Here is a 15,512-nt window from a genome sequence, read left to right as displayed (position 1 = left end):
TTATTATTAATAAATACTTTTTATTTCTGGTTGTTTATTAATAGAATTTAATTTACTTTGTAATTTATTAATTTTATTTTGTTTTTTAAGTGCTTTTTTATTAGGGTCTGTTAAAGATTTGCCAAATGCAACTAATGCTTTTCCTAATTTAATTAAAACATAACCTCCATTAATACATAAATTAGCAACTATAATAATTGTTGTAGTATCCATATTAATCACCACCTTTCTTTAAAATATTTGATTAATTTTTAATATAATTTTTACAATAATAAATATAATTAAACCAGCAACAGCAGAAGATAATAAAACTCCAATCAAACCTAAAATAATCTTTATAATTTTTCAAATCATAATATTATTCCTGTAATTCTTCTAATTTTTTAAAAATATAATCTCTACCCATACCCCACATTATTCTAATGTTATAAATATTAATTTCAGTTTGTTGGTTATTGTTATTATTTGCTATTCATAAACTACTTTTTACAACGCTTGTATCTAATTGATAATAAAAATTAATTATTTGTCAACTATAATTTTTATTATTTTCTTTAGTTGTATAATCACCATAACTTATATATATTCTATAATGTGTTTTATCTTTAAATATATATTTTATATAATTTTGATTATTATTATTTTTATCTGTTATAACTTCTCCTACTTCTTTTCAATTTGAAATATTTGGACTTGGTGTTGGATTATTTTTTAATTCAATATCATAAGTATTATCTACTTCATTAATATTTAATGTTTTACTTTTAATTTTTGGTATTCTTTTATTTAATTCATTAATAGCACCAATAATAGTTTTATAAAATGTTTCTAATTCTGGTATATTTTTAGTTTTTAAAATTTTTACAATACCATTTGCATTTAAATGAATTTTATTACCTAATTCTTTTGTATTTGTTCCATAAAATTCATTTTCATCAAAAAGAGTATTTGCAAGATAAAAAGCATTTGTAAGTAATTCAATAATATTTTCTTTTTGTTTTTTATCTTTAAATATTCTATTATCTAAATCATTAATTTTATCTTGTTTATCATTTACTTTATTATCTACATATTTTTTATTTGGTATATCATTATCTTCTGTTAAATATGGATTATTTTTATATGTAAATGTTTGACCACCAGCAATAGCAATATCATTTGTAAAATGTAAACTTACTTTTTTCTGTTCTTTATTATCAAATATTCTATTTTCATCAACTGAACTACTATTTACTTTAATTTCATTAATAGCACCAACAACTGTTTTATTAGTAGTTTTTAAACTAGGAATTTCTTGACCAATAGCATTTAATTGAAATGCTACTGGAAACATTGCTTTTGTATCTTCTAATTTTTTATCTACTTCTTCTTTTTTATAATAATCAGATAAATCTACTTTACCACCAGTAGCACTAATTTTATTATTTTCATCAATAGTTATATTAGTACCAGCAATTAATTTATCTTGCTTTTTATCAACATATTCTTTAGTTGTAGCATCACTTAAAAATGTAGGAGTACCAACATCAATAATTCTTTTACCATTAACATCAATACCTTTATCATCTTTTGGCTTTATAAAATTAGGATTATCTTTATCAACTTCTCATAATGAATCAATATTACTATCAACATGAATTTTTAATTTAGGTATAGTATCAGTAATATCATCTATTTTTATACCAGTACCAGCAATTAATCCTTCTTTTCGTAAAAATGTTTTATTACCAGAATCTCAAGTAATTACTCTAGTATCACTTTCATCAAAAATATTAGGTGTATTAAAATTATCTGTATTACATGAAATAGGATTATTAATTGCTTTTCTTGGAGTATGTAAATTTGCTTGTTGTAATAAATTATATACTTCCATTAATACATAATCTGGTTCACTTGGTGGACTAATACTACTTGATAAACCATTACCACTAATTGATACACTACTTCTTATAAATGCCATTCCATCAGTTAAATAATATATAGTCATTCTTGCTGTTGCTCTTTTAACTAATTGTTGTTGAGTTTCATTAAGATTTTTAAATCCTATTACTTCAATTTGATTACCAGTAATAGTATTAATTCGCTCACTTGATATAGCAATAGACATAATAGTAAAATCAGTTTTAGTATTATCAATAGTAGTTTGGTCAGCATCTGGTATAAAACCATATATAGTTTTTAAATCATCTTTTGTAATATAATTTAAATTTACATTTCAATCAATATTATTTTTGTTTTCCATAATCTTTAAACCTTCCATATCCTTGTACTGCTTGTGATTTATTAACTACACCAATAACTGATTTATATTTAGATTGTTGAGTAACTTTTTTATTCATATTTTTAACATTAGTTCTGGCTCTTTGTTCTCTATCAGATTTTGATAAACCACCGTGATAATATTGATTTTGAAATATCTTATTAGCACCAGTACCATAAGCACCTGTTGCTTTACACATATCAATTCAAGTTTCTCTAGAAACCATAAAATAATCATAACTTTTAGATAAATTAGTTCTATAAGTTAATGTAGCAATACCATAAGTACCCGACTGTTGTTGTATTACTGGAGTTCATATACCACCCGCTAATGCACTACTAGAAAGATTTACATAAACTCCAATCATACTATCATAATCTTGTTCAGTTAAAGAATTCATTATTATTTCTTTACCTTTATCCATTAATGACTTACCATTTAAATATTGTTTTTGAATATGTTGTAATTTAGCAATATTATTATTAGTAATATGTGTCATTATTTTTTTATGAATTACTGGTAAATTTGTTAATTTTTGTAAAACTTGTTGAAATTCAGATAATTCTTTTTGAGATTTACCTTGTCCTAATACTTTTGACATTAATTGATTTTTTAATATTCCTGCTGGATTTTTTAAAAACTATTAAATAATGAATTATTTTTTTTAAATTTTTCTATTAATTCAGCAGTTTGTATATCACTAACAGCAGTTTCTAATATCATTCTTAAAAGTAATATAATAGGCATTTAAATTACTTCTTTGTAAAAGTTACTTGTAAAGAACCATCATATAAAGTTTTACCTTCAACATTAGCATTTGTTGCTGTTAAATCTGAAAAATTAGCATTACCTTTAACATAATTAGGATTTTTAGCAATAACTGCTTTTTCTACTTCATCTGCAGTTGGAGCATCACCAGCCATAGTTATTTTTCCTAAATTCGTAAACTCAATTGCTGTTGCAATATCTATACTTGAAGTAACTGTAAATCCTTTAACTAAATCTGGTCTTAATGCTTTACCTTCTGAAACTAAAAACTTATGAAAATTCTTAACATTACCATTACTTTGTAAAACAAAAGTATTATCTTGACCACGATTAAATGGAAATGCTAATGCTTCTTTATGTACTAATACAGCATCACATCCTAAAAAATTAAATGATTCTTGTTTATCAATAACTCCAGCAGGATAATTTCTTCCTAATCATGGACATTCTATAATTTTAATACCACCAATTTCTACAATTTTACCATCTTTTAATGCTTGTGAAGCACTATCACTACCTAATGTAGTTGTTGATAATAATACTAATGGTTTAAAAAAACTAGATACTCATAATACATAATCTTCTTCATCTGTACCAATATATTCATCAGTAATTCTTGCTTTTAATGTTGCTAACGTATTTGATATTTTTAATCATAATAACATTCTATAATCATCTATTTTTGGATTACTTGGTAATGCAATATTAATAATTCCATTATCTTTGGCTGTTTTAACTGCTAATGATAATAATTTTGCAACTAAATATATTTCAACAGATTTTGCTTTTGCATCAATTCAACTTGATGCTAAACTATCTGATACAAGAACATTACCATCTTCATATTTAGCACCTAATAACTTTAAATCTAATGTTTCTTCTTCAAAATTAATTTCTTTCTTTTTATTTAAAAGAATTTGAACTGTATTCACTGCTGTTAGATTATTTGCTCCAGCACCAGCAGTATAATCTTCAGTAATATTTCTTTTAGTAATATTATAAATAGCAGTACCAGCATCTAATTGTTCTCTATTTTCTACTGTTGCATTAATTAACGCTACTCTTTTTGATAATAAAACTTTTAAATTTTTAATATATTTAACTGATAAATCTAATTTCCCAGTTGGATTACTTGGGTCATTAATTGTTGTTGATTGTGTTGTAATAATTGCCATTTTATTTATCTCCTTGCGCTTCTAATTCTTCTATTTTTAAATATTCTCTAGTAGGTTTAATTTCTCAAACTGATTGTAATTCTAATAAATCACTTGTTACTTGTACTATAAAATCTATTTGTTCATGATGATAAAATTTTAATTCATCATATTTTGTTATTATTTTCTTAATATCATCTTCTGTAGATAAACTTAAAGAATTTAAAGTTTTATCATAACGAAGATTTATATTTTTATATTTTTCATTAAATTCTTTAATAGTCATATTAACCTACCATTCCTATTTTTCTAGTATCTACTTCATCTTCTTTATTTTCTTTAAATTTATCTTTTACATCTAAAGAAGAACTAATATTTGTATCTTTATTTTTATTAAATAAATGTGGAAAATCTTTATTTAATAATGATAATTCTTCTTCAATATCTTCTTTATCTCCAAGATATCTTTTTAATAAATTAATATTTTCTTGTGATAAATCATATTTTTTATAACTTTCTGAATGTCTAATTTCTCTATCTTTATCAGTTTTTTCTTTATATAAAGCATTATATTTTTCTTCTAATTCTTTATATTTTTCTTCTAAAGTTGGTTCTTTAGACTCTTCTTTTTCGGGTTCTTTTTTATCTTCAGATTCAGATTCTTTTTCAGTATTTTCTTCTGATTTTACTTCTTCTTTAGTTTTTTCTTGTTCTTCATCTTTTTCTTTTTCTTCCATAGTATTACCTTCTTTCATTTCATTTTCATTTAACATAATTACCACCACCTTTCTAAGTTGAACTTTTAGGATTAATTACCAATGATGTAGTTTGTAAGTTTCAATTAGCGTTAGTTTTTTCATATGAAGGTGATCTTTGTGGAGGTATTGCTGAAAACGTAGTTATAAATTGATATTCAATAACAATTAAATTATCTTCTTGACTTTCATATGCTTTTGTTTTAAAAGCCATTATTTTAAATCATGTTGATGAAGATATTGTGTGACCACTACTTGGATTATCATTTGTTCATAATAAATCATTAATATATATATTATTTAATCTTTCTGCATTTGTTAAAGAAGCAATTTGACTATAATCTTCTTTATTATTAACATTAAATGTTCAATTATTATTATTATTATTATCATTATGATTTCCAGAATTATTATTATAAATAATATCTTTATCTTGAAAAAGAGCAGTATCATTTTGGTTATCTGGCAAATTACCAATATCACTTAAATTTATTTTAATAGGTGTAATTCAATTTTTAGAATTAGTTCAACTTTTTGTAGTTTCACCATCATAAGTTTCATATAACGCATTCATATTAAAATTAAAATTAAATGTTATACTTTCATAATCTTCTTTAAATTTATCAACATTATCATAACCATATTGATTTACATAAATACCAATACTATTATGAAATTTACCTTTAACATCTTCTAAAGTATGTGGCCTCATTTGATATCTACTTTGATGAACATCTGTTTGAGCAGTATTAATAATAGTATTATTAATTCCATATTTACTTTGATTACTTAAATCAATAAATATAGGATGTGCTCTTTCTATTAATGGGGGTGGTTGTATTGCTTGAGGATAATTAAATGGTTTGTCAAATTTAAAAGTATTATTTGCTAAAATAAATGTATTTTGAATTAATCTACTATTATTACTTGCTTTACCAACTGTTTGATAAGTACCACTTCAAATACTAAAATTATCATTAACAGCACCATTTCTATTATCTGGCATTGAATAAAATGTTATTTTAAAATTACTTTTACCTACTACTTTAATATCAATCATATCAATTGCTCATTTAACAATATTTGTATTATTAAAATTTGGAGCATTTAATAATGGAATTGAACTATCTTCTTTTGCTAATAATGAAATTGTATCTTTACCACCAGCACCATTTTGAACTAAATTTACAGTATCATAAATTCCTTGTGAAGAAATACTTCCATCATTAATATCAAAATTTTGTAAATTAATCATATCAGTTAAATTAAATGTAAATGATGTCATATGACTTGCTGTTCCAGCAACTGCTTGTATAGCATCTGGAGTATCATTTCTAAATACATCTAATGGAATTAATGCTGGATTAGTACTTTGTGAACTATATAATAATGTTGTATAAAAATTATATAATTCAGCAGATATTAAGCCATTTATATAAGGAAATTGTGGTATTAATAAATTACTTGATAATTTAGCACCAATATCTAATCCACCAACAAAAGCATTCATAAATGACCCAAATATAGGTATAGTATTAAGATTAATTTTAATAGTTTCTCTAACTGTTAAAGGTATTTCACTAATAGGATTATAAATAAAATAATGTAATGCATTTATAGTATTTAATTGCTTAAATTTATTATTATTCATATTATAATGAGTATTACCAATAAATTTTTTATTATTTTTATTATAATATTGAAAATATGGATTACCAGCAGTTGCATAATTATAATCTTCTATTTCAGCACCATTTAAAAAATTATTATCTCAATAATTTACTAATCTATTTGATACATCAACTTTATTAGTATTTTTAGTTTTTTCAACATTAGTTCTTAAATGACCTTCATAATGTTTAGTTGCACCATCATCATAATTTGGTGCAATTACTTTTTGTCAATCTTGATAACTATCCATAACACTCTGACCTTGAACAGTTAAAACATAATTTGTTTCTGGTAATGCTTGAAAACTTACTGGGTCATAAGTTGAACATTGATATTGTCATGGAAATAATAATTTACTTGGATATTGTCGATATTTATGTTGTTTAGTATTAATAGGATTATTATCAATATCTCTACCTCATAATGCTATTGAAATAGGTTTTACTGAACCATAAAATGATATTTGACAATGAGTAACTGGTAATGGTGTTAAATAATTATCATCCAAAACAATATTATTATTTTCATCTAATGCTGGTAATGCTACTGGGTCAGCAGGTGCACCTAATTGCACATATTGATTAATTGCTAATCCACTATGTGCTAATTTATCATTTAATGAACTAAAAGTACATTGAATATAAGCCAATTCTTTATTTTCTGGATTATAAGTTTTAGTTGCAACTTCAAGAATATATCATTGTCTATCAACTTTAATTGATTTATCAGTATTTATAACTTTATTAATTTCTGGAATCATATATAACTTATATAAATTTGAAACAATATTATTAATAAAACTAAAATTCTTTTTTTCATTTGGAATATTAATAACTACATTTTTAATTGCTTGTTCTTGAATAAAAGCATTATTTGCTGGAGTTGCTGAATAAGTAATACCTAATTGGTCACTTACAATATTTCCATAAAATACATCACCAATTTGTAATTGTTTATATGCTTCATCTGGATTATCTTTATTTTGAATAGGATAATAAGAATGGTCTCAAACTGCTTGTATTGCTTCTTTTCCAGTAAAGATTTTACTAAATGAAGTATAAAATCATTAGGTATTGAAGTTGGTGGTTTATAACCCGTTTCTGTTGAATTTATAGCACCTAAAATAATAGTAAAAGGACATACACGAAATTGTAAATCTTTATTTTGTGTAAAATCTTTTTCAATTTCACCTGTACTTTTTCATACAGTTTTAATTAATTGATGATTCTGTTTTGGTGTCATTCCCATTTTTAGTTTCTCCTAAAAAAGTATTATTAAATTCAATTTCTTCTTTTTGATATTTTCTATTTTCATTAATAATTTGTTGTGCTTCTTCTTCACTAACACCATATCTTTTAACTATAATTCTTTTAATATTAGTAATTCCTAATCTTAATTCTGCTTCATCAATTTCAAGTGATTTTAATCTATCTGTAATAGTATTTTCTTTAATTTCAAATGTTCATTTTGATTTATCACCATCTAATCCCATTAATATAAAACATCTTTGAAATATTTCATTTCAATCACTTTGATTTAAAGTTCTTTTAATTCTTGTAGTTTCCATATCTCTTGAATTAGTAATTAATACTTCTGCTTCAGTTTTTTGACTAGTAGTATCATTTACTGGACTATATCCACTACCTTCAAATGCTTTATCAATAATAAATTGAATAAATTCTGCATATTTATCTAATATTGGACTACCTTGTAATATTGCAATTGGTGGTGTTCCACTAGTACTTCCTAAACTTCTTAAATTTGCTTGTAAAATAAATTTACCTATTAATTTCTTTAAATCAAAAGCAGTTTTAGATTGATTTATTTCTTGTTCAGTAATATCTAAAAATACACGAGTAACATTATATTCAAGTTCATGTTCAATTGATTCAAATGTTTTATTTAATAATTTTTGTAATTTTTTAATTGGAGTCATATCTGGATAATAATCACCAATAACTCCACCAAAGAAATTCTTTTTAGGTAAATTTTGCATAAATTTAACTGGAATAATACCTAAATTATGATTTTCTATTAAAGGTAATTGTAAATCTTTACTTATTTTTTCTTGTAAACCATCTAAAGTAACATAATCACTTGTAAAATATCTAATTATTTGATTTTGAGTATATGTTGTTTTAACATAAATACTTTGGTCATCATACTGTACTCTTGACCATGTTGATGCACTATATTCAGTTTCTAATACTCTTGCAACTCTTGATTGAGCATATGGCTGAGCAAAATTTAATGATATTCTACCAGTTTTACTTTTATCAATTTGAACAATACTATAACCATAACCAGATTTAATATGACAATCTTGATAAAACAAACTATCAAAATTATTTCATTCTTTTATTTTTTCAATTGCTCTTTTATATTCTTCATGTTCACTTGTTAAAGTATAACCATTACCCCATAATAATTTACTTGCATGATTTGCTATTATTTCTTGAAGATTAATCATACATCACTTAGGAATTAATATTTCAGTATTATGATTATTCATATGTTACTTCCTTTCAAAATAAGGATTTATATTTGCACTTAAATTTCTAATATATGGCTCAATTGCATAATCAAATGCATCACGTAAATGGTCATTACCAGCTAATGGTATTTGTTTAATACTTTTAGGGTCTCATACAGCCAATCTAAATTCATCTAATAATGCTTGTGCATTCATACTAATATTTAAGCGTTCTGATGCCATTAAAGCCACATTTTTACCTATTCTAAACTCAAGTCTTAATTTCACACAATCTTTAAAATATAGCCATGAATTAACTTGATATTTAATTGCTGTATCATTTAACATTTCAATAAATGTATAATTACTAAAATCACAATATACAGTTAAACCATATTCATATAACAAATTATTTTCTTTTGCTAATTTAATATAAAACTCAACTACTAATCTTGCTAATTGTTTATTATCATAACGAATTAATTTATTTTCTATTTTTAAACAATCAATAACATTAACAAATTTAAAATTATAATCAAAACCTATTAATAAACATGCTAAAGCATCATCTTTAAACCCATAATCTAATCCAGCACTAAATCTATAACTTGGTTGTAATAATCTACTAATCTTATGAATTAAATGTGAATATATTCCACCAGATTCATAATCTACTAAACCATGACTTCTTACTCTTGCAGATATTGGGTCTAGAAGTTCTATTTCTAATAATTGTTGTTTATCACTATCTTTTAAATGAGTATTTAATTTTCAATTTTGATAATGATAAATAGTATTATCAATAATAGTAAATTGTTCATATTCATTAATAATTTGCTTTTCATTTTGAGGACAAGCATTTATAGTTTTTTTAATAAATTCATTTAAAATACTTCAAGGATTACAACTTTCAATTTCTAATAATTGATTTGCGCCTCTTATTGCATCTTTTAAATCTTGATAATCATTTTCAGTAATTTCATATCTTTCATCACTTCATATAATTACATAATCATATAAATAATTACTTGCTAATCCAGTTAATTTAACATTACTATTATCTTGTGAATGTAAATATTTACAAGTTATTTTACTACCATTAAATTCAATAGTTTTTTTAGTTTCACTAATAATAAAATTAATACTAGGATATGTTGCTCTAATAATTTGCTTTAATTCTTGTCAACTATCATTTAATTGTTTTGACATATTACGAATTAAATAAGCATGAATATTAATATTTTCTAACATTAATAAAATACCTAAGAATTCAATATCACTAAATGTTTTACCAGATTTACGACTACCTAATTGTTTAATTTTAGTAATATTTAAAGGTTGTTTTAAATACATTCTTTTAGCAATATCTAATAAATAACCAAAATTACTTAACATTTATTTTTTCCTTTATTTTCTAAACTAATTGCTATAGGGGCGACGTTATCACTGTTCTTTATATCAATTTTTGTAGATAAATGATATTTATTAACATATGCTCTTTCTAAATATCATGATGAAGTACCAGCATTTGAAGTTAAATATCTTTGTAAATTTAAGTGTTCAATTTGAGAATGCGCTCAATTAATTTGTTGTAAAAAAGTATTTCTCTTTTTTTGTTTTCAAGTCCTAATAGTACTTTCAGTTATATCTAAATAAATTAACATTCCTAATTTTGTAGGAACTTCTTTAAATTCATTACAATGAATAAAATAATTTTCTAATGATTCTCTTAATTTTTTAGCATCATTAAAAATTGTTCTTATTTTTATTTTTTCTTCTTGCACATAAAAATCTCCTTTCATATGCTTTAAAAAACGAAAAATTATGATATAATTAATATAATCTTTAAGTTAAGTGGCGGAAAAAACTAACTTATTAACTTTATTAATTACTTCATATATTCTTTTATATATTCTTTTATTTAATTTTTATAATATAATTATAACAAAAAATAGCATTACACTGCTATTTTTTTATTTTTTCTTCTAAATTTGTTTTTTACAGTTAATCAGAATTTAAAATTAGGATGGTCTTTTTTATATATTTTATATGCTCAAAATAAACCAAAAAAATTCAAAGATATAAACATAAAAAATATACCCATTTTTTTCTCTATGACATAAATCATGTCCTTTACATGTAATTAACACCAAAAATACTATTCCAAACATTACTGAAAGTACTATTACATCTGCTAATCATTGCTCAATCATTTTTATTTTCCTTTTCTATTTATATTTTTCTTTATTGTACATTATTTTATTAAAAAAGAAAAGATAACTAATAAAAGTTATCTTTTAAACGTAAATAGAATTTGCAGTTTATTTTATCGTTCTTTAATATTATACTCTAAAACCAAACATTTTTCAACAATATTTTAACAAATTTGTTAGAATAGTTAGGATAAAAAAATAAATAGAAAGGTGTTAAAAAATGTTTAGTTTTAAAGGATTTCTAAAATCTGAAATCACTGATATTTTAGCAAAATATTTTCAAAAAATCCATGATTTTGATGAATATTTTTTTCTAAATAGAGATAAAAATCAATATAAAGTTGCTTGAACATGTAATAGAACAGTAAATACGCCAATTGGAATGGATACTTTTAGACAAAGAGTTTATTGAGATACAATTAATAAAAAACATTATTATCCAATTTATGAAGAATTTGGTATTAAAAAAAGAGCAAGAATTACTAATGATTTATATTTTGATATATTAGATAATTTAATTGAAAATTTAATAAGTAAAAAAGGTTATTTTAATATTCAATCAGAATTTAAATATACTTCTTTTTCTAAAAATCTTATTTCAAGAATTTTTAAAAATGCAAAAATTGAAAAATGAATACCAGAAGAAAAATTTAAAGTATTAGATAATGAAAAATTAAATATATGTGCAGATGATGCTTATATAACTTGTTGAGATGAAAATGGTTTAAAACAACAATATTGTTGTAGACTTTTAACTTATAATTTAGGAAGAAAAGAAATTTATTCATATAGAAATAAATTAGATAAGAAAATAACTTCATTTATGTTATTTAAAACTAATAATGCACCAAAACAAGAAGAATTACATAATTTTACAATGCAAACTATTAATAATCATTATGATATTAAATTAAATATATTTGCTATTAATTGAGAATATAATAATTATAATTTAGTAGTTGCTGGGGATGGTGCATTATGAATTAGAGCAATGGCTAGTTGATTGGGTTGTTATTATATTTTAGATAAATATCATGCTTATAGTTATTTATGAAAATCTTTTGTTAATGTTCGTGGTAAACATCAAAAAAAAGCACTTGATTGAACAAAGTATTTAGATGTAACAACTACTTTTTCAAATGGTAATTATAATGGATTAATTACTATTTTAGAAAATAATCATAATAAAGTTACTAAAAAAACTTATAATTATTTTAAAAATAATGAACAAGGAATTATTAATCAAAATGCTGATTGAAATATTGGATGTTCTGCAGAAAGTGATGTATATCATTTTTTAAAATCTTTAACTAATGGAGCAAAAATATATAATTATCAAACATTAAATAATATATTAATAGCAAAAGCAAATTATTTAAATTATAGAAGTTATCTTAATAGTACTTAAATTAATACAATTTAATATTTTTAAAAACTAATTTTAAGATTAGAATTTTTGTGTTATTTAAATGTAATTTTGTAATTATATTTTTTAACATTTTTAAAATTTATGGTATAATTTAATTAACAAATCATAGAATTTGCAGTTATATTGTTAATGTTACTAATAATTCTAAGGGTTAATCTCATACGTCCACAACATTACAAAATAATCCACAAATTGGTGATTATACACATGCACCAACTTGTGATTTTTCTGCTAAACAACAAAAACGAATTACTACAAATGAAAATAATATAACTAAATTGAATGATGAATTAACTAAAACTAATGAAAGTATTGATGATATTAAAAATAATTGATTTAATATTGAAACTAGTCCATTATGAAAGAAAATTAATAATGATGATTTTTATTTAGATAAATGAACTATAATTCTTTGAGTAATTGATTTACAAGATAAAAATGATAAAAAAATAGTTAATACTCTTAAAAAAGAAATAAAATTTTTATTAAATAACAATGAAAGTTATAATACAAAATCAATCATTCAAATAATATCATGAGAAGAAATGACAACAGTAGCAGATGCTACTAGAAGCGTAACTTTATTTTATGATTATAGTACAAAAAAATTTTATTCGAAGTTTCTCCTACTCCTCCAACAATAGAATTTAATACAAATGTAATTAATCAAATTGAAGTATATCAATATCAAGGAACTGGAATACCAACTGAATTTATAACAGAAGAAGGTACTGAACGTGATTATTATACAAAACTAGAAACTAATAATTTATTAGATAAAAAACAAAATAAATTAATTGCTGGTACTAATATAACTATTAATGAAAATAATAAAATTAGTGCTTCTGGTGGTAGTTCAGTTGATGAAAATAGAATATTTAATAATAAAGATGATAAAGAGAATACTACAAGATTAGTTAATGAAGTTATTAAAACTAATGTTGGTGGTAAAACTTTAATTTATAGAAATAATCCAGTTATAACTGATGATTTAGATATTCCAAATAAGAAATATATAGATGATAAAATACCTAATTTAGATAATTATTACATAAAAACAGAAGTAGATAAAAAATTAGAAGATACAGAAAAAAAGTTTCCAGTAGCATTTCAAATAAATGCTGTAAGTCAAAAAATTCCTAATTTAGAAACTACTAATAAAACTATTGGTGGTGCTATTAATGAATTAAAAGAAAAAATACCTAATTTATCTGATTATTATAATAAAACTGAGATAGATAAAAAATTAGCAGATTTTAAAATTATTAAATGAAAAGTAATAGGTAATAGAATTGATGATAAAACATGAAAAATTACATATGCACCATTATATCAATATATTTATCGAATATTTGTAACATGAGAAGTTGCAAATGAAAAACCATTAGACCAAGGTTATCAACAAGTTATATTTTTTAAATCACCAAGAGTAACGGGTACTGGAAATTGAAGAATTGTTTCGGGAAAAATTGGTAATAGTGATGCTACATTAAATATTAATTTTGATAATACAAATTGAACTTTAACTTTAAATGATGGTAATGGTGGAGCAATTATTAGTTTTGAAGTATTAGAACAAGCAGATGATAATGTTTATCAAATTAATAGTAAAACATTAAATATTATTGCACCTGAAAAAATTGATATAGAAAAACCTATTAAAATTAATTCATATAGTTTAGAAACTAATGAAATTAGAGAAAATGAATGAGATATTGAATTAAAAAATAATCCAACACCAAATATTCCACAATGAAAAGAAGTAGGAATAAGAGAAAAAAATAAATGAGATAATTGACAAATTACTTATGATTTTATAGTTAATAAAAGATATAAAGTTTATTATTCTTGAAATATATATAATAATGTTTTTGCAATTAAAGAATTTATTATAACTAATACAAAAATAGCAGGTGTACCAATAGAAGTTTTTAACAATAATACTAATGTCTTAGTTTTATCAGTACAACACTCAAAATTTATTACTATTTATTCTTTAAAAGGTAGCGATAAAGGTAATACATGAAAATTAGAAGAATTACAGGAGTAATATTATTTTTTTTAAAATTATAAAAATTATTTTAGGTTTAATAGGAGTAATTTTATCATCAGCAACAGCAGGTTTAATTATATTTATCATTGTAAAAATCATATTAAAAATTAATCAAATATTTTAAGAAAGGTGGTGAATATTATGTTAGGTAAATTTTTTAGAAAAGATAAAAGTAATATTAGTGATAATCAAAATGAAAAAGTAAAATTTTTAAATAATAAAAATAAAAGTACTCATGCTTCAATTTTAAATTATTTTGGTTTTAATGATTTTAATCATGAAACTTATTTCACTGATTTTGTAGCAGAAAATAATGCTAATTTATATAATGCTCCATTAGATATTAATAATGAAACTATTAAAAAATACTTAATTCAGCAAGAATTTTATAGAAAAAATTGAAATTCTATTTTTAAATTAAGCAAATTAGGAATTAGTGGTTATTTAATTTATATTGCTAATGATGATTTATATTTTCAAGTAGTAGATATACAACAAAGAGTTTATGATATTGGTGGTAAATTAATTCAATGTACTATTTTTTATGATAGTTATCAACAAAATGCACAAACTGTAAGATTATTTGAAATTTATACATTAAATAATGAACAAGTAATAATTAATCGCTCAATTTATAGTATTAGTGATAATAAAAAACAATTTCCATTAGATTTTAAATCATTTATTAATAATCCTAATACAAACATTAAATATTAATTATATACCAATATCAATT

Annotated in this window: 15 protein-coding genes; 3 read left to right on the top strand and 12 right to left on the bottom strand. The window is 22.4% G+C overall.

Features of this window, described 5'->3' with window-relative positions; genetic code table 4:
• Positions 1-6: 6 nt before the first annotated feature.
• From AACK83_RS09335 to AACK83_RS09280, 12 genes are all read right to left on the bottom strand, one after another.
• Entirely contained in the window at positions 7-213 is a 207-nt protein-coding gene (locus AACK83_RS09335) for a hypothetical protein (protein WP_338957961.1), read from the bottom strand.
• An 18-nt stretch (positions 214-231) separates the two neighbouring features.
• On the bottom strand, positions 232-354 hold the full coding sequence (locus AACK83_RS09330; RefSeq protein ID WP_338957331.1) for a hypothetical protein: 123 nt from the start codon (positions 352-354) through the stop codon (positions 232-234).
• Between the two features lie 4 nt (positions 355-358).
• Positions 359-2,242 carry a hypothetical protein gene (locus tag AACK83_RS09325; protein ID WP_338957959.1) on the bottom strand — a complete coding sequence of 628 codons (1,884 nt, stop codon included), beginning with the start codon at positions 2,240-2,242 and terminating at the stop codon, positions 359-361.
• On the bottom strand, positions 2,226-2,861 hold the full coding sequence (locus AACK83_RS09320; RefSeq protein WP_338957957.1) for a hypothetical protein: 636 nt from the start codon (positions 2,859-2,861) through the stop codon (positions 2,226-2,228). The genes AACK83_RS09325 and AACK83_RS09320 overlap by 17 nt, the downstream gene beginning before the upstream one ends.
• Before the next feature lie 151 nt (positions 2,862-3,012).
• Entirely contained in the window at positions 3,013-4,203 is a 1,191-nt protein-coding gene (locus tag AACK83_RS09315; protein ID WP_338957955.1) for a hypothetical protein, read from the bottom strand.
• A gap of 1 nt (position 4,204) precedes the next feature.
• A complete protein-coding gene (locus AACK83_RS09310; RefSeq protein WP_338957953.1) occupies positions 4,205-4,468 on the bottom strand; it encodes a hypothetical protein in 264 nt (87 codons plus the stop codon).
• A 1-nt stretch (position 4,469) separates the two neighbouring features.
• Positions 4,470-4,955, bottom strand: coding sequence for a hypothetical protein (locus AACK83_RS09305; protein ID WP_338957952.1), 486 nt, complete (start codon positions 4,953-4,955; stop codon positions 4,470-4,472).
• Positions 4,956-4,971: 16 nt separating this feature from the next.
• Complete coding sequence (locus tag AACK83_RS09300; RefSeq protein ID WP_338957951.1) at positions 4,972-7,368, bottom strand: hypothetical protein; 2,397 nt, start codon at positions 7,366-7,368, stop codon at positions 4,972-4,974.
• 152 nt (positions 7,369-7,520) lie between these two features.
• Positions 7,521-7,856 (bottom strand): hypothetical protein, encoded by a 336-nt coding sequence (locus AACK83_RS09295; protein WP_338957949.1) that lies wholly within the window; start codon positions 7,854-7,856, stop codon positions 7,521-7,523.
• Positions 7,819-9,120 carry a hypothetical protein gene (locus AACK83_RS09290; RefSeq protein WP_338957946.1) on the bottom strand — a complete coding sequence of 434 codons (1,302 nt, stop codon included), beginning with the start codon at positions 9,118-9,120 and terminating at the stop codon, positions 7,819-7,821. The genes AACK83_RS09295 and AACK83_RS09290 overlap by 38 nt, the downstream gene beginning before the upstream one ends.
• A gap of 3 nt (positions 9,121-9,123) precedes the next feature.
• Positions 9,124-10,476 carry a phage terminase large subunit gene (locus tag AACK83_RS09285; RefSeq protein ID WP_338957944.1) on the bottom strand — a complete coding sequence of 451 codons (1,353 nt, stop codon included), beginning with the start codon at positions 10,474-10,476 and terminating at the stop codon, positions 9,124-9,126.
• Positions 10,470-10,865, bottom strand: coding sequence for a terminase small subunit (locus tag AACK83_RS09280; protein WP_338957942.1), 396 nt, complete (start codon positions 10,863-10,865; stop codon positions 10,470-10,472). The genes AACK83_RS09285 and AACK83_RS09280 overlap by 7 nt, the downstream gene beginning before the upstream one ends.
• 649 nt (positions 10,866-11,514) lie before the next feature.
• On the opposite strand from AACK83_RS09280, the gene AACK83_RS09275 reads away from it, so the two are divergent.
• From AACK83_RS09275 to AACK83_RS09265, 3 genes are all read left to right on the top strand, one after another.
• Complete coding sequence (locus AACK83_RS09275; protein WP_338957939.1) at positions 11,515-12,702, top strand: Mbov_0401 family ICE element transposase-like protein; 1,188 nt, start codon at positions 11,515-11,517, stop codon at positions 12,700-12,702.
• A 299-nt stretch (positions 12,703-13,001) separates the two neighbouring features.
• Positions 13,002-13,367, top strand: a complete 366-nt coding sequence (locus AACK83_RS09270; RefSeq protein WP_338957936.1) for a hypothetical protein — start codon at positions 13,002-13,004, stop codon at positions 13,365-13,367.
• A 1,550-nt stretch (positions 13,368-14,917) separates the two neighbouring features.
• Positions 14,918-15,493: a hypothetical protein gene (locus AACK83_RS09265; protein WP_338957933.1), complete on the top strand. Its 576-nt coding sequence runs from the start codon at positions 14,918-14,920 to the stop codon at positions 15,491-15,493.
• Positions 15,494-15,512 lie beyond the last annotated feature (19 nt).

The organism is Spiroplasma endosymbiont of Tiphia femorata (assembly GCF_964020225.1).
Classification (GTDB): Bacteria; Bacillota_I; Bacilli_A; order Mycoplasmatales; family VBWQ01; genus Spiroplasma_E.
Note: the sequence above shows the minus strand (reverse complement) of the source record. Positions and strands in the feature narration are given on the sequence as shown.